Annotated in this window: 19 protein-coding genes; 7 read left to right on the top strand and 12 right to left on the bottom strand. The window is 70.4% G+C overall.

All coding sequences use genetic code 11. The features are described 5' to 3' along the window. Positions 1-13: 13 nt before the first annotated feature. On the bottom strand, positions 14-1,282 hold the full coding sequence (locus ACRAKF_RS01330) for a polyamine ABC transporter substrate-binding protein (RefSeq protein ID WP_447034814.1): 1,269 nt from the start codon (positions 1,280-1,282) through the stop codon (positions 14-16). A gap of 16 nt (positions 1,283-1,298) precedes the next feature. Beyond that, positions 1,299-2,471, bottom strand: coding sequence for an ABC transporter ATP-binding protein (locus ACRAKF_RS01325; protein ID WP_447034813.1), 1,173 nt, complete (start codon positions 2,469-2,471; stop codon positions 1,299-1,301). A gap of 297 nt (positions 2,472-2,768) precedes the next feature. Between ACRAKF_RS01325 and ACRAKF_RS01320 the strand changes: the two genes are divergently transcribed. Next, positions 2,769-3,869 carry a LacI family DNA-binding transcriptional regulator gene (locus tag ACRAKF_RS01320; RefSeq protein WP_447034812.1) on the top strand — a complete coding sequence of 367 codons (1,101 nt, stop codon included), beginning with the start codon at positions 2,769-2,771 and terminating at the stop codon, positions 3,867-3,869. Between the two features lie 19 nt (positions 3,870-3,888). Here the strand turns inward: ACRAKF_RS01320 and ACRAKF_RS01315 are convergent, their stop codons facing one another. From ACRAKF_RS01315 to ACRAKF_RS01305, 3 genes are all read right to left on the bottom strand, one after another. Further along, on the bottom strand, positions 3,889-4,236 hold the full coding sequence (locus tag ACRAKF_RS01315) for a MerR family transcriptional regulator (protein ID WP_447034811.1): 348 nt from the start codon (positions 4,234-4,236) through the stop codon (positions 3,889-3,891). 32 nt (positions 4,237-4,268) lie between these two features. Beyond that, on the bottom strand, positions 4,269-5,240 hold the full coding sequence (locus ACRAKF_RS01310) for an aldo/keto reductase (protein ID WP_447034810.1): 972 nt from the start codon (positions 5,238-5,240) through the stop codon (positions 4,269-4,271). An 84-nt stretch (positions 5,241-5,324) separates the two neighbouring features. Continuing rightward, the gene (locus tag ACRAKF_RS01305; protein ID WP_447034809.1) at positions 5,325-6,353 is read right to left on the bottom strand and encodes a helix-turn-helix domain-containing protein; all 1,029 of its coding nucleotides are present in this window, start codon (positions 6,351-6,353) and stop codon (positions 5,325-5,327) included. A 231-nt stretch (positions 6,354-6,584) separates the two neighbouring features. On the opposite strand from ACRAKF_RS01305, the gene ACRAKF_RS01300 reads away from it, so the two are divergent. Both ACRAKF_RS01300 and ACRAKF_RS01295 read left to right on the top strand, forming a co-directional pair. Next, positions 6,585-6,881, top strand: a complete 297-nt coding sequence (locus ACRAKF_RS01300; protein ID WP_447034808.1) for a hypothetical protein — start codon at positions 6,585-6,587, stop codon at positions 6,879-6,881. Positions 6,882-7,028: 147 nt separating this feature from the next. Further along, on the top strand, positions 7,029-8,309 hold the full coding sequence (locus ACRAKF_RS01295) for a MalY/PatB family protein (RefSeq protein ID WP_447041740.1): 1,281 nt from the start codon (positions 7,029-7,031) through the stop codon (positions 8,307-8,309). A gap of 449 nt (positions 8,310-8,758) precedes the next feature. Here ACRAKF_RS01295 and ACRAKF_RS01290 read toward each other — a convergent pair whose 3' ends face one another. Beyond that, the gene (locus ACRAKF_RS01290) at positions 8,759-11,419 is read right to left on the bottom strand and encodes a SpoIIE family protein phosphatase (protein ID WP_447034807.1); all 2,661 of its coding nucleotides are present in this window, start codon (positions 11,417-11,419) and stop codon (positions 8,759-8,761) included. Positions 11,420-11,597: 178 nt separating this feature from the next. Between ACRAKF_RS01290 and ACRAKF_RS01285 the strand changes: the two genes are divergently transcribed. Both ACRAKF_RS01285 and ACRAKF_RS01280 read left to right on the top strand, forming a co-directional pair. After that, positions 11,598-12,722, top strand: a complete 1,125-nt coding sequence (locus tag ACRAKF_RS01285; protein ID WP_447034806.1) for a DNA polymerase III subunit beta family protein — start codon at positions 11,598-11,600, stop codon at positions 12,720-12,722. A gap of 112 nt (positions 12,723-12,834) precedes the next feature. Continuing rightward, positions 12,835-14,601, top strand: a complete 1,767-nt coding sequence (locus tag ACRAKF_RS01280) for a chitinase (RefSeq protein WP_447034805.1) — start codon at positions 12,835-12,837, stop codon at positions 14,599-14,601. A 66-nt stretch (positions 14,602-14,667) separates the two neighbouring features. Here the strand turns inward: ACRAKF_RS01280 and ACRAKF_RS01275 are convergent, their stop codons facing one another. The 5 genes from ACRAKF_RS01275 to ACRAKF_RS01255 form a co-directional block, all read right to left on the bottom strand. After that, positions 14,668-15,111: a cupin domain-containing protein gene (locus tag ACRAKF_RS01275; protein ID WP_447034804.1), complete on the bottom strand. Its 444-nt coding sequence runs from the start codon at positions 15,109-15,111 to the stop codon at positions 14,668-14,670. 81 nt (positions 15,112-15,192) lie between these two features. Beyond that, positions 15,193-16,449, bottom strand: coding sequence for a TolB family protein (locus ACRAKF_RS01270; protein ID WP_447034803.1), 1,257 nt, complete (start codon positions 16,447-16,449; stop codon positions 15,193-15,195). A 114-nt stretch (positions 16,450-16,563) separates the two neighbouring features. After that, positions 16,564-17,403, bottom strand: coding sequence for an SDR family NAD(P)-dependent oxidoreductase (locus tag ACRAKF_RS01265; RefSeq protein WP_447034802.1), 840 nt, complete (start codon positions 17,401-17,403; stop codon positions 16,564-16,566). 97 nt (positions 17,404-17,500) lie between these two features. Further along, positions 17,501-18,403, bottom strand: coding sequence for a LysR family transcriptional regulator (locus ACRAKF_RS01260; protein ID WP_447034801.1), 903 nt, complete (start codon positions 18,401-18,403; stop codon positions 17,501-17,503). A gap of 148 nt (positions 18,404-18,551) precedes the next feature. Further along, complete coding sequence (locus tag ACRAKF_RS01255; protein WP_447034800.1) at positions 18,552-19,214, bottom strand: TetR/AcrR family transcriptional regulator; 663 nt, start codon at positions 19,212-19,214, stop codon at positions 18,552-18,554. Between the two features lie 173 nt (positions 19,215-19,387). Here ACRAKF_RS01255 and ACRAKF_RS01250 point away from each other — a divergent pair, with 173 nt between their 5' ends. Both ACRAKF_RS01250 and ACRAKF_RS01245 read left to right on the top strand, forming a co-directional pair. After that, on the top strand, positions 19,388-20,509 hold the full coding sequence (locus tag ACRAKF_RS01250; RefSeq protein ID WP_447034799.1) for a serine hydrolase domain-containing protein: 1,122 nt from the start codon (positions 19,388-19,390) through the stop codon (positions 20,507-20,509). A 65-nt stretch (positions 20,510-20,574) separates the two neighbouring features. Then, positions 20,575-22,986, top strand: a complete 2,412-nt coding sequence (locus tag ACRAKF_RS01245; protein WP_447034798.1) for a tetratricopeptide repeat protein — start codon at positions 20,575-20,577, stop codon at positions 22,984-22,986. 26 nt (positions 22,987-23,012) lie between these two features. Here the strand turns inward: ACRAKF_RS01245 and ACRAKF_RS01240 are convergent, their stop codons facing one another. Next, complete coding sequence (locus ACRAKF_RS01240; RefSeq protein WP_447034797.1) at positions 23,013-25,133, bottom strand: carbon starvation CstA family protein; 2,121 nt, start codon at positions 25,131-25,133, stop codon at positions 23,013-23,015. Positions 25,134-25,151: the final 18 nt, after the last annotated feature.

Raw genomic sequence — 25,151 nt, 5'->3', positions numbered from 1 at the left:
CGGCGGCGCTTCTTCACGCCTGGTAGATCGGTTCGAACAGCGCGTTCCACTGCTTCTCCTCCTCTTGGTCGAGCACCCGCAAGCGGCGCAGCTTCGCTTCGTCGGCTTCGGTCGGGAAGACCAGGGGGCTGGTGCTCAGGGCGTCGAGCACGGTGTGCCGCTTGCCGGTGGCCTCGGCCGCGTGGCGTGCGACGACCTTCTGCGCGCCGGGGACGGGGCAGACGAACTGCACGGTCTCGCTGATCCTCGCGGCGACCTCGGGCCGGTAGACGTAGTCCATGTAGGTCAGCGCGTCGACGGGGTGCGAGGCCGTCGAGGGGATGCAGAGGTTGTCGGTCCACAGCAGACCGCCCTCGTCGGGGATGACGAACTCCAGCTCCGAACCGCTCTGGTTGGCCTGGAAGACGTCGCCCGAGTACACGAGGGAGGCCGCCAGGTCGCCGCGCTGGAGCGAGGACTGGTAGGTCGCGGTGGAGTACGAGCGGACCATGCCGGCGTCGCGCTGCTTGCGCAGCCAGGCCGCCGCCTTGCGCCAGTCGGCGGGGGTGGACGTCTCCGGGTCGACGCCGATGGCCAGCAGGGCGACGTTGCCCATCTGCACCGCGTCGTTCCACATGCCGACCTTGCCGTGCAGCTTGGGGTCGAGCAGGTCCTGCCAGCTGGTGATCTTCCGGCCGACCTGTGCCGGGTCGTAGCCGATGCCGGTCATGCCGGACTGCCAGGGGACGGTGTAGACGTTGCCGGGGTCGAAGGACGAGTTCTTGAACGCGGCGCCGCCGTACTTGGCGAAGGTGGGCAGCCGGGTGTGGTCGAGCGGGGCCAGGTAGCCGAGCTGGAGGTACTTGGTGAGGTAGCTGTCGCCGCCGACGACCATCAGGTCGTAGCCGATGCCCTGGCCGGAGGCGAACTCCGGCTGGATCTTGCCGAACCAGGAGGCGCTGTCGTCGATCAGCTCGTTGTACGTGACCTTGATGCCGCTCTCGCGGGTGAAGGCCTCCAGGGTGGGGTGCTTGCTCTGGTCGGTGGGGTCGACGTCGATGTACTGCGTGTAGTTGACGAAGTCCAGTTTTCCGGAGCGCTTCTTGCCGGTCCAGAAGTCGCTGACGGCCGCGGCGATCTCCGCCTTGCCGGTGGGGACGTGGACGCGGGCGCCGGGAACGCTGCACGCGGCGAGCGGTGCGAGGGCGGCGGCGCCCAGCGTGGCGCGCAGCAGGCCGCGCCGGGAGACGCGCTGGGTCAGCCCGCGCAGCCGGGGCGCGGAGGGTGTCAAGTGCTCGGGCATGGTGGTCTGCCTGTCGTCAGCGCGGGGTGAGGGAACCCGGGGCCGCGGCGGTCGCCACGGGGGTGGGAGCGGTGGTGAGCAGGTAGGAGTGGTCGGTGGCCCAGGAGAGCCAGACGGAGTCACCGCGGGCCGGGCTGGCGGAGGCGGTGCCGTCGTTGGGCTGGAAGACGGTCATCTCCGCGCCGGTGGCGGTGTCCACCGTGTAGCTGGTCGAGGTGCCGAGGTAGACCACCTCGCGGACCGTGCCGCGGATACGGCTGGGGGTGTCGGTGGGCCCGGTGGTCAGCGTGATTTTCTCCGGCCGCACCGTGAGTTCGACGTGGGCTCCGGCGCTGTGGGAGCCGCGCAGCGGGACGGCGACGCGCTGGCCGTCGCCGAGGTCGAGCACCCCGGTGTCCGTGCCGACGGAGGCCAGACTGCCGCTGATCAGGTTCGACGTGCCGATGAACCCGGCCACGAACGCGGTGGCCGGCCGCTCGTACACCTCCTGGGGCGTGGCGACCTGCTCGACCAGGCCGTCGTTCATCACCGCGATCCGGTCGGACATGGTCAGGGCCTCGGCCTGGTCGTGCGTGACGTAGATGAAGGTGATGCCGACCTCGCGCTGGATCCGCTTGAGCTCCAGTTGCATGGACTGCCGCAGCTTCAGGTCGAGGGCGCCGAGCGGTTCGTCGAGCAGCAGCGCGCGGGGGCGGTTGACGAGTGCGCGGGCCAGGGCGACGCGTTGCTGCTGGCCGCCGGAGAGTTGACGGGGGCGGCGGTCGGCCTTGTCGGTGAGCTCGACGGTGCGCAGCATCTTCTCGACCCGGTCGCGGATCTCGTCCTTCGGCACACGCTTGCGGCGCAGTCCGAACGCCACGTTGTCGGCGACGCTCAGGTGCGGGAAGAGGGCGTAGGACTGGAAGACCATGTTGATGTCGCGCTTGTTGGCCGGTACGCCGACCATGTCGCGGCCGTGCAGCAGGATCTGACCGCCGGTCGGCTCCTCGAACCCGGCGATCATCCGCAGGGTGGTGGTCTTGCCGCAGCCGGAGGGGCCGAGCAGAGAGAAGAACTCGCTCTCGCCGATGGAGAGGTTGACGCCACGGACGGCCGCCGCGTCCCGTGCGCCGCCGAAGTCCTTTACCACGTCGACGAGGGCGATGGCCGGGCCTGTGGCCGATGGCGGCGAGAGGGTGTCGGTTGCCATCCGTGATACCTCCGGTGTTCGGGGCGTGAGCGCGAGGTGCGGGCTGGGACGGCCGTGCGGCTGGGCGTGCCGTGAACGGCCGGGAAGGGCAGGCGGGCGAGCAGTCAGGCAAACGGTCGGTCGAGCAGTCAGGCAGGCAGGCGGGCGAGCGGCGTCGGCAGAAATTGATAACGTTACCAACGAGCCCGTACCTTACCCACCGGCAGCCGCTGTCCGTCAATGGTTGAATGGCGCCGGATTTCATCGACCCGTTCCTCGGCGTCCGCCGAGCCGTCACCTGTGAAGAGATGACCGCCCATGCCGAACACCGCACGGCCGCCGCGTCGCGTGACCATCCCCGACGTCGCCCGGCACGCCGGCGTGGGGCAGGCCACCGCAGCCCGGGTCCTCGGCGGGTACGGATCGGCGAGCGCGGCCACCCGGGAACGGGTGCTGGCAGCCGCCGCCGAACTGGGCTACAGCACCAACGCCGTGGCCCGCAGCATGATCAGCGGACGCACCCACACCCTCGGCGTGGTCGTCGCCGACGTGGAGAACGCCTACTTCGCCCGCGCGGTGCGCGGGGTCACCGACGTCGCGGCCAAGGCAGGCCTCCAGGTCGTCCTCGCCAACAGCGACGAGGACGGTGGGACGGAGCGGGCCGCGGTGCAGCTGTTCATCGAACGACGCGTGGACGGCCTGGTCGTGTCGCCCGCCGCCGCCGACCACGAACACCTCGACAGGGCCGTCGCCTCGGGTGTTCCGGTGGTCCTGCTCGACCGTGCGCTGAGCGGTGCCGCGCTGGACACGGTCGTGGTGGACAACCGCGGTGCCGCCAAGGCCGCGGTGACCAGGTTCACCGGCGAGGGACACACCCGCATCGCCGTCATCACCTCGGCGTCGCCCGACGAGAACGCGGCGCTGCTGGCCCCGGGCGCGGACATCTGGACCACCACCGAACGCCTCACCGGCTACCGGCAGGCCCTGCGCGCTGCGGGCATCCCGCGCGGGGCGGAGCTGATCCGGCACACCGGCTACGACCGGGCCTGGGCGCGTTCCGCCGTACTGGACCTGATGACCTCCGAGAACCGGCCCACCGCCCTGTTCACCACCGACAACGTGGCCACGCTCGGCACCCTCGACGCCCTGCTCGATCTCGACGCGCACATCCCCGGCGACGTCTCCGTCATCGGCTTCGACGACGCGGAGTGGGCCACGCTGGTCCGGCCCCGGCTGAGCGTGGTCGGCCAGCCGGTGCAGGAACTGGGCGGCCTCGCGGCGGACATCCTGGTCCGCCGCATCAACGGCTCCACGGCCAAACCCCGCCGCCACACCCTGCGCACCACCTACGTCCCGCGCGAGTCGACCGGCCCCGCTCCGGCGCGGGTGCGGCGGCTCCGGATGGCGGGGGAGCGGTAGCCGCCCGCGCCTGCGGCGCTCAGCTGTAGTAGGCGATCTTCTCGTCGAGCACCCGCATGGCCCGGCCCAGCGCCGTCACCCGTTGCTCCAGGGCGGCACGGCGCTCGCGCAGGAAGGCGACGCGCTCCTGCGCGGAGTGCTCGGCGCGCAGGATGGTGACGAACTCCCGCAGGTCGGAGATGCCGAGGCCGGCCTCGCGGAAGCACGTGACCAGGCCGATCCAGAAGACGTCGTCCTCGGTGTACTCGCGGCGCCCGCCGGCGGTGCGCCCGATCGGGCCGATGAGCCCTTCACGCTCGTAGTACCGCAGCGTGTCGAGGGAGACGCCCGTGCGGTCGGCGGCCGCCGCCGGGGTGAGAGTGGTCATCAAGGTTCCTTACGCCGTCGCCGCCACCACCGCTACCGCGCTTCGGCGAAGCGCGTCAGATGCTCGTCGCTGAGCCGTACACGGCGTGCGGCGAGTGCTTCATCGATCTGCTCCACCCGGCTCACGCCGACGATGGGGTCGATCCCCTGCCGCATCAGCCAGGCGAGGACGACCTGGTTCGGCGTGGCCGCGAGCTCGTCGGCGACGTCGCGCAGGACCGCGAGCACCCGAGTGGTCCCGGGGTGATCATAGGCTGGCGGAAGGGGCTTGTCCGCCCGTACGTAGGAACCCCACAGCAGCGAGCTGTACGACCATACGGCGAGCCCTTCCGACCGTGCGAGGTCCAGATCCTCGGCGGTGAGCATGCGGTGGCCGCTCTCCGGGAGGGGGGTGAGGGGGCGCGGCTGGAGGAGTGAGTGGCGCAGTTGCAGGGACGTGAACGGTGCCATGCCCTGTTCGCGCGCGAGCGAACGGGCGCGCTCCACACGCCAGGCGGCATGGTTGGCCGCGCCGACGCGCAGGGCCACTCCCTTGGCGGCCAACTCACCGAAGGCGCCGACCGTTTCCTCCAGCGGCACGGTGCGGTCCTCCGCGTGGGCCCAGAGTAGATCGACGTGCTCGACCCCGAGACGCTCCAGACTCTCCTGCACGCCGGCGTGAACGGCACGCGCCGAGAGACCCTCGGCGCTTGCGGGCACGTGGGGGACGAGCGGGTTGTGGCGGATCTTCGTCGCGATCCGCACCGTGTCGCGCGCGCCGGGTCGGGCGCGGAGCCACGCGCCGATGACGCGCTCGCTGGCGCCGCCGACACCGCTGGGGTCGGTCCAAAAGCTGTAGCAGTTCGCGGTGTCGAGCCAGGAGCCACCGTCGGCGACGAAGGAGTCGAGGATGGCGAAGGCCCGGTCGGGGGCGACGCGAGTGCCGAAGTCCATTGTCCCGAGAACGATGTGGGGAACGGCGGGAACGGCGGGAGCCGCGAGATCAGTGGTGTCCATGCCGCCCATCCTCGGATCTGGAGCGCGCTCCAGGTCAAGCGATCGCGACGGACGGGCCGCGCGCGTCCGACGCCGTGCGCGGGACGAAAGCCGTCAGCGTGACGAAGGGGTGCGCCCGGAAGCGGTTCGCGGGGGTGGCGTCAGCTCGATCCGGAAATCCTGGTCGGCGGCGCCCGAACAGCGGCCCTGGACGATTTCCGCTCCGTCCCGGGTGTCCTGGTGGCGCAGGCCCAGACACTGGCCGGTGCCGGCCGGGCGGATACGGAAGTGGGCACCGTCGGCCGGGCCGAAGCGCTCGATGCGGAACTGTTGATCCCGGTTGTCCTCGGCGCAGTCGTCGCGGGGTTCGAGCAGATCGCGTCCCGGCCCGTCCGGCAGGACGGTGAGACAGCCGATGCCGTACTTCGGATGGTGCCACTGGATCTGCACGACGTCTCTGGCCAGCGGTTCGAGAAAGACCTGCGGCACAGCGGGCTTCGTGCAGGGATGTTGGGCGGCGACGGCACTCTCGTACCGGCCGGTGCGGTCCACGCCTTCGGTGAGACACAGCTCGGGTGTCCGAGCGGGATGAATCCGTACCCAACTGCCCACGGCCAGCATGCGCAGCCCGGTCACCGGCATCGTCGGCAAGGCGGCCGGTGCCGACGAGTCGCGGAGCAGACTGCCTGCGCCGAGTGTGCCCGCGATCCCGATGCCCGTGACGGCGAGCAGGCCGATCACGCGGCGCCACCGCGAGGCGCGTACCGGGGCCGGTGCGCCGGGCGGTGGTTCCGGTGCGGCGTCGTCGCCCTCGTCGCCGGTCGGTACGGGGTCGGCGGTGGCGATGCGACGGCGCGCATCGAGCCACTGGCGTACCTCTTCGTCGCCCAGTCCGCACGCGCGGGTGAAGGCGGCGACGAATGATTCGCGGGGCAGGGTGACGCGGCCGAGAGTGGTCGCGATCGTGCTGGCCGGAAGCGTCTCGGAGTGTGCGGTGGCCTTGCCCTCGAGCTGGCGGAAAGTCAGTCCGGACCAGAGCCGCAGCGTGCGCAGGGCGGCCGTGAACTCGGCAGGAGTCCCGGCCCGTGCGGGCTGTGGTGATTCCTCCGGCGGCTCGGCGAAACCGTTTCCCTGCTGCCCCATTGCTTTAGCATGACCCCACACGTGGTCATGGGTCACCGCTGAAACCGGCCGTGTTCGCGTGCGCTCGGAACGCGTTGAGCACTGTTCCGAACAGACGCGAACGCCGAATCTCCTTGTCAGCGCGGTGGCCGTGCGGACAGTCTCGGCATCGGCCCGCTCCGGTTGCTGCCCGGGAGGCCGACCGCACCTCCCGCACGGCGATCACCGCGACATCCGATCTGAAGGAGCACTATGCGTACTCGTACACGATTTGCCACTCTCCTGGTGGGAGCCGCTCTGCTGGCCGGGGGCCCGGTCGCCGTCGCGCAAGCAGCTCCCGCACCCGCCCAGGCCGACTCGGCGTCGGCCGTCGCGGCGCACGAGGCCAAGAGCGGCGCGGCGTTGCCCCGCACCTACACCGACGTCGGGACCTACCGCACCAAGGCCGCATGTGAAGCGGACGGCAGGTCTTCCGTCTACGCCGACTGGTACTGCAAGAGGAGCAGCACGACCAGCAACTATCACCTCTGGGTGAACCTCGACTCGTAGACCATGACGGCCCAGGGTTCCGATCCGTCGTGAACCCTGGGCGGGCCGGGAGGGGGAAGCCTTGCTTCGCTGTGGGGGTCGGCAGTTCTTCGGCCTCCACAGCGAAGCAAGAGCTCACGCTTGCCTCGGGTGCGTCATGGCGGTCCAATACGGAAGATGACCTCTGTCGACGGATACGCCTCAGCAGGTGGCGCCCATGCCGGGCCACGGAAGCACGCGAACCCTCTGGAGGAGCTCTCGCTCGACCGACTGCGTCGGCGCGAGAGCCTGAAATGGCGCACACACCCGGCGGATGTCCTGCCCCTGTGGGTGGCGGAGATGGACGTACGGCTCGCACCGCCGATCGCCGACGCGCTGCACGAAGCCATCGCGAGCGGCGACACCGGCTATCCGGCGGGGACCGCGTTCGCCGAGTCGCTCGTCCGCTTCGCCTCCCGGCGCTGGAACTGGGACGGCCTCGAAGTCGACCGCGTCTCCCTGATCCCGGACGTGATGATGGGCGCGGTCCAGGTGCTGCGGCTCATCACCGACCCCGGCGACCCGGTCATCGTCAACCCGCCGGTCTACGCACCGTTCTACGCCTTCGTCACGCACGACGACCGCCGGATCGTCGAAGCGCCGCTCGGGCGGGACCTCCGGCTCGACCTGGGGACTCTTGAGGAGACGTTCCGGCTCACCCGGGAGCGGAGCGGCAGCGGCAAGGTCGCGTACCTCATCAGCAATCCGCACAATCCGACCGGCACGGTGCACACCTGCGAAGAGCTGACGGCCGTCGCGGAGTTGGCCCAACGGTACGGAGTCCGGGTCGTCGCCGACGAGATCCACGCCCCGCTCGTGCTGCCCGGTGCCCGGTTCACGCCCTACCTGAGTGTGCCCGGGGGCGAAGACGCCTTCTCGCTCATGTCGGCGACCAAGGGCTGGAACCTCGCGGGCATCAAGGCGGCGCTCGCCGTCGCGGGGCCCGCGGCCGCCGGCGATCTGCGCCGGATGCCCGAGGAGGTCCAGCACGGTGCCGGCCACCTCGGCGTCATCGCACACACGGCGGCCTTCCGGCACGGCGACGAGTGGCTCGACGCGCTGCTGACGGGGCTCGACGCCAACCGGGCTCTGCTGGGCCGGCTCATCGCGGAACACCTGCCCACGGTCGGCTACACCCCGCCGGAGGGAACCTACCTCGCCTGGCTCGACTGCCGGCCCCTCGGCCTCGCCCCGGAACAAGGCACCGCACAAGAGGGCCTGGCGGTGGTCACCGACCTGGCGGGCCCCGCGAAGCTGTTCCTCGAACATGCCAAGGTGGCCCTGTCCTCGGGCCACATCTTCGGAACGGGCGGCGCCGGGCACGTCCGCCTCAACCTGGCCACGTCCCAGGCCATCCTCACCGAGGCGATCACGCGGATGGGGCGGGCCGCGGCGTCGCGGGCGCGATAGCCGGGCCGCCCCCCGTCAGGCCGGTTCCCCGGCCAGGCCCGGGTGCCGGGGGCGCAGCTCTCCGTGAGGTCATGGAGCTCGGCGGCCGTCAACTGCCTCCGCGCCGAACCGCGGCGGCTGTCGTCCAACGTGGCATTCCTCTTCAGGGGCGTCGAGGAGATCCTCGTACGCGAGTGTCATGCGTTGACCGGCGGGGAGAGCGGCGAGGAACCGCGTTCCATCGGCCGTGTACCGCCCGGGCCGGCGCGTGTAGAGGAACTCCGGCATCAGCAGCCCACTGCGGATCATGCTCGCGAAGTACGGGGTGGGCCGGAAGAGCGCCTCCCAGAAGCCCGCACCCGACAACTGCCCTTCATCAGGCTGCGCACGGTCACGGTCACCCTCCGGGAGCACGGGACGAAGGTTCCTGGGCGCTCCGGTCGGCCATCCGGCCGGAATGAGGACGACGATCAGTCCGGTGCCGTTCCGGGCGGTGACGTTCCGGGCGGTGACGTGGGGCGGATGGCGAGGACGGCGATGTCGTCGGCGCTGTCGGCGCCCAGACCGATCAGCAGCTCGTCGCAGAACGTGTCGAGAGGTTCGCGTGCCAGGCTCGCCGCGTGCCGGCACAGCCGGTCAAGGCCGCGGTCGATGGACTCGTCCCGCCGTTCGATCAGGCCGTCGGTGTACAGCAGCACGGTCGAATGGACCGGCAGCACGGTGGTGGCCGTTTGACGGGGCATCGTGGGTTCCACGCCGAGGAGCAGACCCGAACCCTCCGCGATGTAGCGGGCGTCGCCCTCCCAGGTGGTCACCAGGGGCGGCAGATGGCCGGCGGAGGAGTGTCTCAGCTCCCAGGAGCCTTGTGCGGATTCCTTGACGATGCCGTAGAGGCAGGTGGCGGTGGCTTCCCGGTACAGGCTGTGGTTGGCCAGGTCCAGGCGGCGCATCACCACCTCGGGCGGCTCCTGGCGGTCCACGGCGATGCCGCGGAGCATGCTGCGCAACTGGCTCATGGCGATGGCCGCGTCGAGGTTGTGCCCGGTGACGTCGCCGATGACCACAGCGGTGTCACCGTTTGGCAGGCCGAAGCTGTCGTACCAGTCGCCGCCGACCTGCGCGGTGGTGGAGGAGGCGGCGTAGCGGGCGGCGAGCTGTAGGTTGTCGACATGCGGCAGCGGGGGCAGCAGGGAGCGTTGGAGGCGTTCGGCGATACTGCGGGTCTCCTGGTACAGGCGGGCGTTGTCCACGCCCAGGGCCAGACTGCGCACCAGGTCGCCGACCAGGGACACGTCCTCCTCCGTGAACGCCGTCCGTTCGGCCGTACGGGTCACGGTCAGGGCGCCGAAGATCTCGCCGCGGGCGCTCAGGGGCGCGACGACGGAGCTGCCCGCACCGAGCCTCCGGAACAGTTCCCGGTAGTCGGCGTCCAGGGCGCTGCCGTCCTGGTTCGTCGGCGGGGCGCCGGCGAGCAGCAGCGGTCCCGCGCCGCGCAGGGCCCGGGCCAGAGGCCCCCGGCACGCCTCGGAGACCGGCGGGAGTCTGCCCTCGTACGAGGTGGCGGGCGGCCCCAGCGCATCGCTGAGGACGACGCAGACGCGTTCCACCTCCGCGTCCTCGGTGAACAGATCCACCACACACCAGTCGGCCAGCCGCTGCGTCAGGAGTCGGCCGACCGAGCGCAGTCCCTCATTGAGGTTCAAGCTGTTGCTCAGCGAGGTGCCCGTGTCGGCCAGCAGGGCGAGGCGCTCCAGCGCGTGCATGTCCGCCCGGCCGCCGCTCGTACCGTGGGGATGCTCCGGGGCGGCGGGTGTGGGCGCCCCGGCGCCCTCGTGGAGCGACGGCACGTGGTCATGAGGGCCCGGCGCGTCGAAGGAAGCCGCCGCCCGGGGCGCCAGCCGGGCGACGAAGACGGTGCGGCCGTCGTTCATCTCCTGGGTCTCGATGTACAGCCGCACGGGAACGAGCCGGCCGTCGCGGTGCAGCGCGGGAAGCGGTACGGAGCGGCCCACGATGCGGGCGCGCCCGGTGAGCAGCAGTGAGGTGAACGCAGCGCTGTGCCGTCGGCGCAGGTGCTCGGGGATGAGCGTGGTGAGCCGCTTCCCCACGAGGTCGTCCGGATGCCAGCCGAGCAAATCCGCGGCGGGTCCGTTCGCCGCGATGATGCGGTTGTCCTCGTCGGCGGCGATGGTGGGGAACCTGCTGGCGCGGATATGACTGGCGTCCCAGGGCAGCAGCTCCGAGACGCTGACCTCCGGGTCGCGGGGCACCACGGTCCAGGCCGTGGGGCCGTCCCCGGCGAGCTGGCCCAGGATCTGGTCGAACATCCACTGCTGGAAGGCGCGCCCGCGCGGCAGGGCGGGGAGGGTGAGCAGGTGTTCCTCCCGCGCCGCCTCTTCGGCGACGTCGAGCACGTGACGCAGCATGCGCACCGCCGGCGCGGCGTCGGCCGGCATCGGCAGCCGCATGGAGCGCAGAGGCGCGTCGGGGAGCGCTCCCGCCGACACGGCGGCCGTACAGGCACTGAGTACGTGGTCGATGTCCCTGGCGGTGGCCAGGTCCTCGGGGCGCACTGCCGGCCCGCCACCGGTGGCCGCGGCGAGCGTCAGTTCGCGCAGCAACGCGTGCCGGTGCTGCTGGCTCGCCGAGAACAGGGCGCTGGGCACGTCGACGAGTGTCACCGTGGTGCCGGAACCGGTGCGCGGCACGGCCGTCCCCCACCCGGGTGACGGTGGTGCGGGACCGTCCATCCACAGCTCGAACCACACGGTCTTGCTCTGGGCGCCGACCTCCACCCCATGCCGCGAGGCCAGGTGCTCGACCAATACCAGCCCCGCACCCGCGCCGGTGTACGGAGGGCAGTGCCGCGGCACGGGTCTGCGGTCCGGCCGGTCATCACTGACCTGCACGCGGATCCTGTCGTCGTAGAGCCGGACCGATACCTCGGCCTCGGTGCGCGCATGCAGCACCGCGTTGGTCACCAGTTCGCCGACCAGGAGCCGAGCGGTGTCGGCCCGCTCCGCGGGGACGTCTTCGAGCGCGGCCCGTACGAGCTGCCGAGCCGCCGCCGCGCTGGTCGGTGCCTCGGGGAACCTCTGTGACACAGTCTCCGGTCGGTCGACGTCGCGCATATCACCAGTGTGACCTCGTGCCGCCCACCGCGCGCCCGACCCTCGGCATCACCGCAGGTGACAGCGGTGCGGCCGGGGGGCTAACCGGGTGGCGGCTGTGGCTGCGAGAGCACTGACGCCGAGCCGGGTTGACCCTCGACCTTGTGCAGGGCCCAGAGTGCTGGGCGTGGAGAACGACATGCGCAGCATTGGGGAGATGGCCCGCGACAGCGGCCTGGGAGTGAGCGCCCTGCGGTTCTACGACCGCGCCGGTGTGCTGGTCCCGGCCTGGGTTGACCCGGTGAGCGGATACCGCTGGTACGAGCCCGAGCAACTCGAAGAGGCTCAGCTGCTGACTCGCCTGCGCCGGGCCGGAATGCCGCTGGCGGACATCCGCCTTGTGCTGGCCGGCTGGTCCGGCGCGGACACCGATCTGGTCCGGAAGCTGCTCGATGCGCATCTGCGCCGCCTCGACCAGGGGCTCTCCGACGCCCGCAGTGAATTCTCGGCGCTCCGGGCCCTACTCGACCGCAGGGAGAACATCATGACTTCGCCTCGTGTCACCGCGCTCAGGCTGTCCGTCGCGGCGTCCGAGCTGGCCGCAGCCCTGGACGCGGTCCGTTTCGCGGCGAGCACCGACCCGGAGCTGCCGATGCTCGGCGGAGTCCTGTTCGACATCGAGGGCGAGAGCCTTCACGTCGTGACGACCGACCGGTACCGAATGGCTGTCGCGCGGACAGGTGTCGCCGGACACGACGAGAGCCGAGTGCAGGTCATCGTGCCCACACCGGTCGTCGGCGCGATACGGGCACTACTGGAGGGGGAGGGCTCTGTGGGGCTGTCCGTCGACGGTGACCGCGTGGCGCTGGACGCCGGGGACAGGCAGGCGGCCGGTAGGTGCCTCGACCACGACTTCCCCGACTACCGTCGTCTTCTTCCCCAGGCCGCGGGGCGTCGCGCCGTCATCGAGGTGGCGGCCTTCCGGAAGGCCTTGGAAACGGGCCCTGTCCGTTCCGGCGGCTCCGACCGTTCAGGCGGTTCCGACCGTTCAGGCGGTTCCGACCGTTCGGGAAGGGCCGGAGCGGCGCACGACGTGAGCGTGCTCAGGATGGACGGTGGCGGCGCGGTGACCGTGTGCGCTGACGGTGCCGCAGACCCGTACCGCGTCGGCGTCAACCGTGAGTTCTTGCTGGACGCACTGACCGCCGGGGCCCGGGACCGACTGATCCTGGAGCTCGGCGAGCCCACGACGCCGATCGCGATCCGCCGGCCCGACGACGAGGACAGCTTCTCGATCCTGATGCCGGTCCGTCTGGAGGACTGACAGCACTTTCTCCGGAGGTCTTGACAACGCGATTGGTCTGGACCAACTATGCGCACAGCAACGGTGGCCACCGTCGTTCACTTCCGTCCTGCGCACCTCCTGGAGGCACCCCATGGGCCGTGTACGTCACCGTGTACGTCAGGGCAGACCCGGCGTTCGCCGGAGAATCGGCGCGGTGATCGCCGTCGGCGCGGCCGCCGCGCTCGCCGTCACCGGACTCGCGGCGCCCGCGCAGTCGGCGGACACCACAGCGACGGACGCCAGAGCCGTGGACACCAAGGCGGCGGACGTCAACGTTGCCAAGAACGCCGGGTTCGAGTCGGACCTGTCCAACTGGACCTGCGCCGCGAGCAGCGGCGCCGCCGTCACGTCCCCCGTGCACGGCGGCGCGAAGGCGCTCAAGGCCACCCCGTCGGGCCAGAGCACCGCCGAGTGCTCCCAGATCGTCAAGGTGAAGCCCAACTCGACGTACAAGCTGAGCAGTTGGGTGCAGGGCAGCTACGCCTACCTCGGCGCCCGCGGCACCGGGACCACCGACGTGTCGACCTGGACGCCGGGCAACTCGTCCTGGCAGCAGCTCTCCACCAGCTTCACCACGGGCGCGAACACCACGTCGGTCACCGTGTACACGCACGGCTGGTACGGGCAGAGCGCGTACTACGTGGACGATGTGAGCGTCCTCGGACCCGACGGGGGTGGCGGCACCGACCCGGTGGAGATACCGGCCGTGCCGGCCGGCCTCAAGGCGGGCACGGCGACGTCCACGTCGGTGGAGCTGTCCTGGACCCCGGTGTCCACGGCCACCGGATACACCGTCTACCGCGACGGCACGAAGGTCGCCTCGGCGAGCGGCGCCTCCACGACCGTCACCGGCCTCGCGCCCGACACCGCGTACAGCTTCCAGGTGAGCGCCACGAACGCGGCCGGTGAGTCCGCGAAGTCGACGGCCGTGTCCGCGCGGACCGCCAAGGGGGATGGTGGCGGTGACGGTGGCCCCGTGCCCAAGCACGCGCTGACCGGCTACTGGCAGAACTTCGACAACGGCGCGACCGTGCAGAAACTGCGGGACGTGTCGTCGCAGTACGACATCATCGCCGTCTCCTTCGCCGACGCCACCACCACGCCGGGCCAGATCACCTTCAACCTGGACCCGGCCGTCGGCTACTCCTCCACCGCCGACTTCAAGGCGGACATCGCCGCGAAGAAGGCCGCCGGCAAGTCCGTGATCCTCTCGGTCGGCGGGGAGAAGGGCACCATCTCGGTCAACAGTGACGCCTCCGCGACGGCGTTCGCGAACAGCGCCTACGCGCTGATGCAGGAGTACGGGTTCAACGGCGTCGACATCGACCTGGAGAACGGCCTCAACCCCACCTACATGACGAAGGCGCTGCGCCAGCTCTCCGCGAAGGCGGGCCCCAAGATGGTGCTCACGATGGCGCCCCAGACCATCGACATGCAGTCGACGTCCGGTGGGTACTTCCAGACGGCCTTGAACGTGAAGGACATCCTCACGGTCGTCAACATGCAGTACTACAACAGCGGTTCGATGCTGGGCTGTGACGGCAAGGTCTACAGCCAGGGCAGCGTCGACTTCCTGACCGCGCTCGCCTGCATCCAGTTGGAGGGCGGCCTCGATCCCTCGCAGGTCGGGATCGGCGTCCCGGCGTCGACGCGTGGCGCGGGCAGCGGTTACGTGGCCCCGTCGATCGTGAACAACGCCCTCGACTGCCTGACCCGAGGCACCGGCTGCGGCTCCTTCAAGCCGTCGAAGACGTACCCGGCGCTGCGTGGCGCGATGACGTGGTCCACGAACTGGGACGCGACGGCGGGCAGTACGTGGTCCAACTCCGTCGGCCCGAAGGTGCACAGCCTTCCGTAGCGAACGGCCGGGTGGGGCGGGCGGACCGACCACGGGTCCGCACGCCCCACCCGGCGGGTCCGCTTCCTACCGGGCGTCCGTCTCTTCGAGCCGGTACAGCTCCGGCACGGGGACCTTGATCGGCTCCTGCGTGGTCCGAGCGATCACGACGACCGCGGGCTCGTTCGGGTCGGGGTTCTCCTCTCTGTGCGGCACGAACGGCGGAACGAGGAAGAAGTCACCGGGGCCGGCGGCCAGCCGTACCTCCTGTGTGCCGTCGTGGTAGACGAACACGGGGTGACCGCTGACCACGTAGATACCCGCCTCCGAATCACCGTGATGGTGATTGTCCGTCGCGCTCAGAGGTGGGTTCACCACCATGCCCATCCAGAGCTTCTTGGAGCCGACCGTGCCACCGCTGATGGCGGCGTAGCCGTCCAGCTCATCGGCGCGAACGCGGTGGACACGGTTGTTCGGCGGCGCGTCGTCATCAGGGCCCTGTTCGCTTCCGACGCCTGCGTGCATCGTCATGGTGCATCCTCCACATCTCCGTCGGCCTGGACAGGGACCAGGTTGCGCCGTCAGCGCCCAAGACGGCAACTAACTTTGCTGTTACGGCAATTCGGGGGCGTTCAGGGCGGCGCGTACGAAGACGTCTCCGATCAGGTTGGTGTCGTCGGGGACCAGGCCGGGGTGGTAGGAGTCGAAGACGGCCGTCGACTCGTCCGCGCTCAGCGCCGCTCGGCCCACGGTGACGGGCTTGCCGTCCTGTCCCGGTGAGAGCAGTTCCTCCTCGCCGGTGCGCGCATCGCGCAGGACCAGACCCAGTGTCCTGCGGTCAGCGTCGGCCGTGTTGAGGAGAAGCTTTGAGCCGTTCGCCGACAGATCCGACACCAGAGTGACATCGGTGGGGGAGCGGCCGTCGTACCGCTGAAGTGTGCCAACGCCCGTGCCCGTGCCCGTGCGCAGGTCGCGGACGAAGGCGTTCCAGGACGTGCTGGTGTCCCCGTTGGGATCGGTGCCGGGGACCAGGTTCGTGGCCACCGAGTTGAAGCCGACCTTGGAGCCGTCGGCGCTCAGCACCGGGGAGAGCGCCGACCTGTCTGCCGGTGCCCCGTTGTGGGTGACATCGGCCTGCACGGTCTTCCGCGTGACGCGGTCGTACACCAGGATGTCCGCCTTGTCGTCGTCGGACGGCCCCGAGTAACCGACCCGGTAGGCCACCTTGCGGCCGTCGGAACTCATGGAGATGTCCTGGCAATCACGGGTCGTGGACGGGCCGGCCCGCCACAGACGCTGGGTCCGCCGGTCCTGGAGCATGATCCGACAGCGGGACACCCCGTTCTCGTCGGCGGCGGTCTCGGCCACGAAGGCGACGTACCGTCCGTCCGCGCTGAGCGGGGCGGCGCCGTAGTCCGCGCGGTAGCCGTCCTCCAGCGCGGGCGCCACGGGCTCGACGTGCCCGGTGCGCAGGTTCATCACGTGGACGGAGTACTTCTGGGTGGTGGCCGAGTACGAGGTGAAGGTCAGGTGGTTGCCCGCATCGGACACCCGGGGCAGCATCGTCGACTCACCCGGCAGCACCACGCGCTTGAGGGGCGCACCGGGAGCTGTCCGGTAGAAGACGCTGTTGGGCACGTCCGTTCCCGGGACCAGGTTGGTCGCCGACGACATGAAGGCGACGACGCTTCCGTCCGCGCTGACGGTCGGATCCACCGAGTGGCTGTTGCCGCCGTTGCCGCCGGGTGCCACGCTGATCCGTTCGGTGTACGGGACCCGGTCGCCGTCCGCCGCCCCGGCGGGCCAGGTGAGACAGGCCAGGGCGGCCGCCAGGGCGGCGGTCATGGAGATGCGTGACGAAGGTCTCATCAGGTGGTTCCCCCTTCGGCCGAGGATGACCACAGCCACCCCTCGCGCCCGGTAACGCCTCAACACTGTCTGTGCGGAGGGCTCACGCGATGAAAGCGCGGAGCGCGTCTGGGGTCAATGAGCGCGCGGGTGACTTTCGGACCGTGCGGGAGACCGTGGGCCGGGATCGAAGACACGAGCCGCCATCAGCGCGTTACGGCGTCGACTCATGAAGCGGCCGGCGAGGACGCCGAGCCGGTTGAAGCGCCCGTCGATCACGGTCGGCCCGGGGTTGCGGCGTTCGAGGTGGCGCAGAGCGGTGGTGACGACGTCCTCGGGCGTACGCAGCTTCCCGGCGGTCAGTACCCCGGCATCCGGCCCCATCGCGGTGGTGAAGTCGGTGGCGGTGGCACCGGGGGAGACGGCGAACGCGGTCACGCCCGTGCCGCGCAGCTCGGTCCACAGGGATTCGGTGAAGCTGAGCACGAACGCTTTCGTCGCGCCGTAGACGGCCATACGGGGAGCGGGGAAGTAGGCGGAGACACTCGACAGGTTGATGATGAAGCCGTTGCCGGCGTCCACGATCTGCGGCAGGAACGCCGCGGTCAGCCGCACCGGCGCCAGGGCGCCCACGGCGATCTCGGCGCTGAGCTGTCCGGGGTCCGTACCGGGGAACAGGGCGAACGAGCCGACCCCGGCATTGTTGATCAGGCTCGTGATACTCAAGCCGCGGTCGGCGACCTCCTGCTGAAGATCGCGTGCGGCGTCCGGGTGGGAGAGGTCGGCCGGGATCGTTTCGATCCGGGCATCGGTGGTGCGGCGCAGCATGTCCGCCATGGAGGCCAGCCGCTCGGCGCGCCGGGCGACGAGTACGAGGTTCGCGCCGCGTGCGGCCAGGGCTTCGGCGAAGGCGGCCCCGATCCCGGAGCTGGCCCCGGTGAGCAGGACGGTCTGTGCGCGGTAGTCGACGGTCATGTGACCAGCCAACGGGCTGTCAGCGGCCCTGTCCAAGACCCGTTTCGCACCCCGCCATGCGGAAAACGCATCACGTAGGGATCGGCGATGAGTCCGATCAGTCGGAGGGGACGTCGGAGGGGACGAGGAACGTGACCGCCGACTTGACGAATTCCGCGACGAGGGGCCCGGTCTCGCCGGTACGGGTGGCGACGACGACCTGGCACGGTTCGGCCCCGTCGATGGAGACGGCGACGAGGCCGGGGCGGAGCGCGAAACGCCGGTCACCCGCGGGGACGACGGCGATGGCGGTGCCGTCGGCGATGGCTTCGAGCTTGTCGTCGTAGGTGTCGGCGAGGGTGGGGCCGAGCGTGGCCGGGGCACCCTCCGGCCGCGGTTCCAGGCGCCAGAAGGCGCTCCACTCGGGGCTCATGCCGGTGCAGCCCACGAGGGGCTCCGCGACGATGTCGGCGGTGGTGACCGACTCCTTGTCGGCGAGGCGGTGAGATGCGGACACGAGCAGGACTCGGGGCTCGGTGTAGAGGACCGTCGTGTCGAGGCCGTCGTCCGGCATCGGCAGCGGAGTGCGGGCGACCAAGGCGTCGACCTGCCGATTCGTCAGGGCGTCGACGTCCTGGGAGCCGAAGTGCCGGGTGCGGACATGGGCGTCGGGATGCCGCTGGCGCAGGTCGCGTACGGCGGGGGTGACGATCAGATCGTCGACGTAGCCGATGGTGATCGTGCGTGCCGGTGCCGCGGCCCGCGCGGCGGACACCGCCTGCTGGGCCTCGTGCAGCAATTGATGCGCCCGGGGAACGAACGCCGCACCGGCGGCGGTGAGCCGGCTGCCCTGGGTGGTGCGATCCAGCAGGCGCACGTCGAGGACGTTCTCCAGCCGCTGGATCTGACGGCTCAGGGACGGCTGGGCGACCCGCAACTCCTCGGCCGCACGGGCGAAGTTCAGGTGCTCGGCGACGACCGTGAAGTACCGGACCAGCCGCAGATCCAGATCGGGAAGCATGTCGGCACTCTACGCGTCATGCAAGTCCAGCATGACGCGGTGCGCAACGGGCCTTGGACATCCGCCGCGGGCCGCTGCTCTCATCCCACCATGACCTCCGCAGCCGGGTCAGCGACACCGTCGGCGGTTACGGTGGGCCCGGTGGGCGTTACCCGCTCGGGCGGACCGAGGCCTCGATGTCGGCGAGTTGGGCGGCGAGGATCTCTTCGAACGCGGCGCGGCGATCCACTCCGAGGGGGCGGACGTCGCGGGCGAAGTGGGCCAGGGCGGGGAAGCGCTCGGGGTCGGCGCCGAGTACCGCGACGCGGAACTGCTCCATGCCCTGTTCGTACTCCTCGGAGGTGATGGAGCTGACCCCGGCCTCGGAGGTGATCAGCGCGGCGATGAGGACCGCGAGCCGGTGGTAGCGCGCCGGGATCTCCTCGTCGGGCAGCCCCGAGGCGCGCAGAGCCTGTAGTACCTCTTCCAGGACAAGGCGGGAACCGGCGCCGCCCGACGCGTACCGTCCCCAGACCGCGGCAAGTTGGGGCTGCTGTCCGAACGCCTCCCGCACGCGCAGGGCCAGGGCGGTGATGCGCTGCTTCCAGTCACCCTCGGCGCGGTAGCCGTCCATGGAAGCCAGCAGGATCCGGTCGGCGACCGAGCGCAGCAGTTCGGTCTTGTTGCGGAAGTGCCGGTAGAGGCTGGAGGAATCGGTCCCGAGCGCCGCGGCCAGCTTGCGCACGCTGAACGAATCCGCGTCGCTGGTGCGCAGCAGCTCCGCCGCCGCATCCAGGATCTCTTCGGTCGACCAACGTCGTCTGCCTGCCATCGTGCCCCTCTCGCCGGATCTCATCCTACCTGTGCACTTGGTGTTGCACGCGCCGCGTGCATAATGAGGACATGAGCGTGCCGGGCGGGCCGGCACGCCACTCGTGCCCTGTTGCCCGGGGTCAGGCGACCGATGCGGAGCCACTCCCCGGGGAACATGAAAGGACGCATGACGTGAAGAACCCCCTGGATTTCGCGGCACTGGACGCGGCCATCGAGAACGTCCGCCGCGCCGGGATGCCGGGCCTGTTCGCCGAGGTGCGAGACGGCGACGAGGTCTGGCGCGGCGCCGCCGGGATCGCCGATGTCACCACCGGCCGCCCCGTCACCGTCGACATGCGGCACCGCGTCGGCAGCATCACCAAGACCTTCACCGCCGCGGCGGTCCTCCAGCAGGTCGAGAGCGGCCGGATCGGCCTCGACGCACCGGTCGGCCGGTACCTTCCCGAGCTGGTTCCGGGAGAACGCGGTGAAGCGATCACCGTCCGGATGCTGATCAACCACACCAGCGGCCTCGCCGAGTACCTCCCGTACGCCTACCCCTCGCTCAAGGGCTTCCCCGTCATCGCGGGCACCAGGCCCGAGAGCCTGGACGACCACCGGCACACGCGGTTCGACCCCGTCGAACTGATCGAGATGGGGGTCACCGCACCCGCCGTCGGCGTCCCGGGCGGCAACCCCGGGGTGTACTCCAACACCAACTACCTGCTGCTCGCCCAACTCCTGGAAGAGGTCAGCGGCACCACGGCCGAGCAATGCATCACCCGGAACGTCATCGAGCACGCCGGGCTCCGGGACACCGGATTCCCCGCCGGACCGTACGTCGAAGGCCCGCACTCGCTGCTCTACGAGTCGTGGTTCGGCATGATCGACCCACCGCGTGACTACAGCGTCTTCGACATGTCGTACGTGGGACCGTCGGCCTCGCTGATATCGACCGTCACGGACCTCAACCGCTTCTTCGGCATGCTGCTGGCCGGGGAGATCGTCGGCCCGTCGTCGCTGGCGCAGATGCGACGCACCGTCCCGATCGTCTCCCAGGAGGGAAAGATGATCGACTACGGCCTCGGCCTGTACCCGATGGAGGCCCCCGGGCAGAGCACCTTCTGGGGCCATGGCGGCACGGTCTGGGGCGGTGGAGCTCTGGCCCTGATCCGCGCGGACGGCAAGCGGCAGATGTCCGTCGCGGTGAACCGGCAGAGGTGGGCGAACGGGTTCGACTCCTCCGGCAAACCGCGGCCACACCCCATCGACGACGCGCTCGCGAGCCTGTACCGCGTGGCGATGTACGGCTGACCTGGCAGGAGTTGACCCACGCGATCACCTGCCGGAGCCGCTGCCCTGCTGCCAGACTGGCGGGCATGGCTGGGAACGCGCGTCCGTCGATGCAGGAGCTCATCAACAAGCGCCGACATGCGGGGTTCGTGGGCCGCCGCGGTGAACTCGCCCTGTTCCGCGAGAACTTCGATACGCGGCCGGAAGACCTGGAACACCGGTTCGTCTTCCACGTCCACGGTGACGCGGGCGTCGGCAAGACCACGCTGGTACGCGAACTCGTGCGCACCGCGCGCGAGCGCCAAGCACTCACCGCCACCGTCGACGAGGCCGTGAACAGCGTGCCGGAGGTGCTCGAAGCGGTGAGCGTCCAGTTCGCGCGGCTGGGGCACCCGCTCAAGGCTCTCGAACGAGCCCTTGCGACCCATCGGCGCCGTAGGGAAGAAGTGTCGGCCGCTTCCCTCGCGCAGCCCGAGCAGGGCCCGACGGCAGGAACACTCGCTGCCGCGCAGGCCGGATTGATCGGCCTCGGCATGGTGCCGGTGGTCGGCGCGCTCGCCGGGGCCGTCGATCCCGCCCAGCTCGCTCGCGGCGCGGACCACGTACGGACATCCCTCGGTACCCGTGCCGGCAGGCAGGAGGACGCGCAGCTCCTCTCCGACCCGCTCCAGGTACTCACCCCGTCCCTCGTCTCCGAACTGAACCGGGTCGCCGGGCATGTCCCCTGGATCGCGCTCTTCTTCGACACCTACGAGCGGACCAGTTCGTTTCTCGATGCCTGGCTGCGCGACCTCATCATCAGCGGACGCCATGGCTCGCTGCCCGCCAACGCCCTGATCGTCCTGTCCGGACAGGGGCGGCTCGACCCCAACCGCTGGGCGGACTGCGCCGATCTGGTCACCGAGATCCCGCTCACCCCCTTCAGCGAATCCGAAGCACGACAGCTTCTCGCCGCCAAGGGGGTGAGGGACGAGAAGGTGGTCCGGGAGGTGCTCACACTGTCGGGACGGCTCCCCGTGCTCCTGTCGACCCTCGCCGAGAATGCCGCTCGCCCGGGAGGTGTGCACGACCCCAGTGCCACCGCCGTCGAGCGCTTCCTGAAGTGGGAGCAAGATCCGGTCCGCCGCGCCGCCGCACTCGACGGAGCGCTGCCGCGGCGGTTGAACGAGGACATCTTCCAGTGCGCTGTCACTGATGTGTCCGGTGTATCCGATGTGTCCGGCCCCGACGCGACGGCTCTGTACGGCTGGCTGCGCGGCCTGCCCTTCGTCGCCGAGAGCGCAGGACTCGCCCACTACCACGACGTGGTGCGCGACCCGATGCTGCGTCTCCGGCGCTCCATGTCGCCCGACCGTTGGCGCGCGGCCCACAGTCGGTTGGCGGAGTCCTTCGCGAAGCGGCGCGAGCTCGCCGGGGCGGGGCTGGGGCGCTGGGAGCAGGTGGAGAAGGAGGCCTGGTGGGACGAGCGTCTGGAGGAGACCTATCACCTGCTGTGCGCGCGACCGCGGCAGGCCTTCGCGCAAGCCCTGGCAGACGGTCCCGCGGCGTGCGGCATGGGAGCGGAGTCGGCGCGCCGCTGGGCCCAGGTGATGGGCGAAGCCGGTGAGGCCGCGGCGGACGACACGCTGCGCGACTGGGGCACCGACTGCCTGACCCTGCTGGGGGACGAGCATCGCGGTGTCGAGAGATTGCTGGGCATGCTCCTGACCCGCGCGGAACTCGACGACGAGGCCCGTGCCGAAGCCTTCATGATCCGTGGCGAGGGACGTCTCGACGCGGGGAGGTACGAGGAGGCCGCCGCGGACTTCACCCGGTCGATCACACTGTCCCCGCACCGGGCTCGTCCGTACACGGGCCGGGCCCTGGTCCACCGCGCACTCGGCCGGTATGAGCAGGCGCTCGATGACCACGACCGGGCCGTCGAACGGCGTGTCTACGGTGTGCGGCCCTTCTGGCACCGGGGCGAGACCAACCGGCTCGCGGGAAACGCCGAGCAGGCCATCGCGGACTTCGACCAGGTGCTCGCCATCGATCCCGGCCACGTGTACGCGCTGGCCAGCCGTGCCTGGACGGCGCACACCCAGGGGCGCTCCGCGGCAGCGCTGGCCGACCTCGATCTCGCGATCGACATCAAACCCGACCACATCTGGTCCTTGGTACGCCGCGCTCAGGTACGGCGTACGACAGGCGACACCACCGGTGCCTGGACCGACCTGGACCATGCTCGGGCCCTGGCCCCGAAGAACCCGTGGATCGTCGGGGAACGCGGTGACCTGCTACGGCAGGAGGGACGCCACGAAGAGGCGATCGACGAGTACGACCGCGCCCTGGGGCTCGACCCCGGCTACGCCTGGGCACTGGGCAGCCGCGCGATGGCGAACGAGGCACTGGGCAGGCGGGCGGACGCCCTGGCCGATCTCGACCGCGCCCTGACTTTGAACCCGTCCTACGGCTGGGCCGCCGCACAACGCGAACGTATCCTCGGTGCGGCGCCCTGACGAGGGCCGGGCGCAGCCGTGCGGCGTCAGCCGACCGGCTCCTTGTCGGTCACTCGGCGGGGAAGGTCTCCGGCAGTGGGCTCGCCGAGAGCGGACTCCACGTGCGGGCTCTCGCTCAGAGGGAGCCGGCCGCCGTTGCGGATCGCCTTGACGGAGACGTGGGCGCACGCCGCCACGACCACCACGGTCAACAGGGCGAAGACGACGGACAGCACACCCGTCACCGTGGAGTTCCGCACGACGGCCTCCATGTCGGCGGCGCTCTTGGCCGGCGCCAGCAGTCGCCCCTCGGCCAGGGCATCCGCGTACCGGGACCGTTGGGCGAAGAAGCCCACCGCGGGGTCGCCGGAGAACACCTTCTGCCAGCTCGCGGTCATGGTCACCGCCAGGCACCAGGCGAGCGGGGCGCCGGTCACCCAGGACCACTTCAGGCGGCCCGACTTGATGAGCAGCGCGGTCGCCACGGCGAGGGCGATGGCGGCGAGCAGCTGGTTGGCCGTGCCGAAGAGGGGATAGAGCTGGTTGATCCCGCCGAGGGGGTCGGTGACACCCACCCACAGGAAGTACCCCCAGGCGAGTACCACCAGGGCCGAGGTGATCCAGAGCCCCGGCCGCCACGTCTTGTCGCTGAAGCGCGGGATCACATTGCCCAGCATGTCCTGGAGCATGAAGCGGCCCACCCGGGTCGCGGCATCCACCGCGGTGAGGATGAACAGCGCCTCAAACATGATCGCGAAGTGGTACCAGAACGCCATCATCCCGCTGCTGCCGAAGGTGTCGGACAGAATCAGCGCGACACCCATGGCGAGGGTGGGCGCGCCACCGGTGCGCGAGACCACGGACTCCTCGCCGACCGCCTTCGCGGCGGCCGCCAGTTCGTCCGGACTGATGGTGAACCCGAGCGAGCCGACGGCCGTCGACGCGGACTGGAGGCTGTCCCCGAGGAGTCCGGCGGGGGCGTTCATGGCGTAGTAGAGGCCGGGGTCGATCACACAGGCGGCGATCAGCGCCATGATGGCCACGAATGACTCCATCAGCATCCCGCCGTATCCGATCGCGGCGACCTGCGACTCCTTCTCGATCATCTTCGGAGTGGTGCCCGAGGAGATGAGCGCGTGGAAGCCGGACAGGGCGCCGCACGCGATGGTGATGAAGGCGAACGGGAAGAGGCTGCCCGCGAAGACCGGCCCGTCACCGTCGCGCGCGAAGCCGGTCAGCGGTGCCGCCGCCATGTCCGGCAGGGTGACCAGGACACCGATCGCGAGAAGTACGATCACACCGACCTTCATGAAGGTCGACAGGTAGTCGCGCGGCGCGAGCAGCATCCAGACCGGCAGGACCGAGGCGATGAAGCCGTACGCCATCAAGGTCAGCGCCAGTGTCTTCGGCGACAGGACGAAGGCGTCACCGAAGGACGACTCGGCGACCCAGCGGCCACCGGCGATCGATGCCAGCAGCAGCACCACGCCGATGACGCTGATCTCGCTCACCCTGCCGGGCCGCAGGCGACGCAGGTAGAAACCCATGAAGAGCGCGATGGGGATGGTCATCGCGATGGAGAAGGTGCCCCAGGCCGAGTGGGCGAGGGAGTTGACCACGATCAGGGCGAGCACCGCCAAGATGATGATCATGATGGCGAACACCGCGATCAGCGCGGCGATACCACCCACCAGGCCGATCTCCTCCCGGGCCATCTGGCCCAGGCTCTTGCCGTCGCGCCGCATGGAGAAGAACAGCGTGACCATGTCCTGCACGGCACCGGCGAAGATCACTCCGACGATGATCCAGATGGTGCCCGGCAGGTACCCCATCTGGGCCGCGAGCACCGGACCGACCAGCGGCCCGGCGCCCGCGATGGCGGCGAAGTGATGGCCGAACAGCACGCGTCGGTCGGTGGGATGGAAGTCCGCGCCGTCGTCGAGCCGTTCGGCGGGGGTCGCGCGGCGGTCGTCGACGCCGAGCACGCGGCGCGCGATGAAACGGGCGTAGAAGCGCTGCGCGATCAGATACGAGCCGACCGCCGCCGCGACCACCCAGATCGCGGAGACCCGCTCGCCCCGGGAGAGGGCGAGGACGGACCAGCCGGTCGCGCCGACTGCTGCTATGAGGATCCAGAGCAGGATCCGTGCCTTGCGGGAACTCCGCACGGGGTTGCGCCTTTCCTG

The sequence above is a fragment of the Streptomyces sp. DSM 118878 genome, assembly GCF_052936595.1.
The sequence above is the reverse complement of the archived record's forward strand: the minus strand, read 5'-3'. Positions and strand labels throughout refer to the sequence as shown.

Coding starts and splice junctions, on each gene's coding strand:
- ACRAKF_RS01330 (WP_447034814.1), bottom strand. CDS start 1,282: ATGCCCGAGCACTTGACACCCTCCGCGCCCCGGCTGCGCGGGCTGACC.
- ACRAKF_RS01325 (WP_447034813.1), bottom strand. CDS start 2,471: ATGGCAACCGACACCCTCTCGCCGCCATCGGCCACAGGCCCGGCCATC.
- ACRAKF_RS01320 (WP_447034812.1), top strand. CDS start 2,769: ATGCCGAACACCGCACGGCCGCCGCGTCGCGTGACCATCCCCGACGTC.
- ACRAKF_RS01315 (WP_447034811.1), bottom strand. CDS start 4,236: ATGACCACTCTCACCCCGGCGGCGGCCGCCGACCGCACGGGCGTCTCC.
- ACRAKF_RS01310 (WP_447034810.1), bottom strand. CDS start 5,240: ATGGGCGGCATGGACACCACTGATCTCGCGGCTCCCGCCGTTCCCGCC.
- ACRAKF_RS01305 (WP_447034809.1), bottom strand. CDS start 6,353: ATGGGGCAGCAGGGAAACGGTTTCGCCGAGCCGCCGGAGGAATCACCA.
- ACRAKF_RS01300 (WP_447034808.1), top strand. CDS start 6,585: ATGCGTACTCGTACACGATTTGCCACTCTCCTGGTGGGAGCCGCTCTG.
- ACRAKF_RS01290 (WP_447034807.1), bottom strand. CDS start 11,419: ATGCGCGACGTCGACCGACCGGAGACTGTGTCACAGAGGTTCCCCGAG.
- ACRAKF_RS01285 (WP_447034806.1), top strand. CDS start 11,598: ATGCGCAGCATTGGGGAGATGGCCCGCGACAGCGGCCTGGGAGTGAGC.
- ACRAKF_RS01280 (WP_447034805.1), top strand. CDS start 12,835: ATGGGCCGTGTACGTCACCGTGTACGTCAGGGCAGACCCGGCGTTCGC.
- ACRAKF_RS01275 (WP_447034804.1), bottom strand. CDS start 15,111: ATGACGATGCACGCAGGCGTCGGAAGCGAACAGGGCCCTGATGACGAC.
- ACRAKF_RS01270 (WP_447034803.1), bottom strand. CDS start 16,449: ATGAGACCTTCGTCACGCATCTCCATGACCGCCGCCCTGGCGGCCGCC.
- ACRAKF_RS01265 (WP_447034802.1), bottom strand. CDS start 17,403: ATGACCGTCGACTACCGCGCACAGACCGTCCTGCTCACCGGGGCCAGC.
- ACRAKF_RS01260 (WP_447034801.1), bottom strand. CDS start 18,403: ATGCTTCCCGATCTGGATCTGCGGCTGGTCCGGTACTTCACGGTCGTC.
- ACRAKF_RS01255 (WP_447034800.1), bottom strand. CDS start 19,214: ATGGCAGGCAGACGACGTTGGTCGACCGAAGAGATCCTGGATGCGGCG.
- ACRAKF_RS01245 (WP_447034798.1), top strand. CDS start 20,575: ATGGCTGGGAACGCGCGTCCGTCGATGCAGGAGCTCATCAACAAGCGC.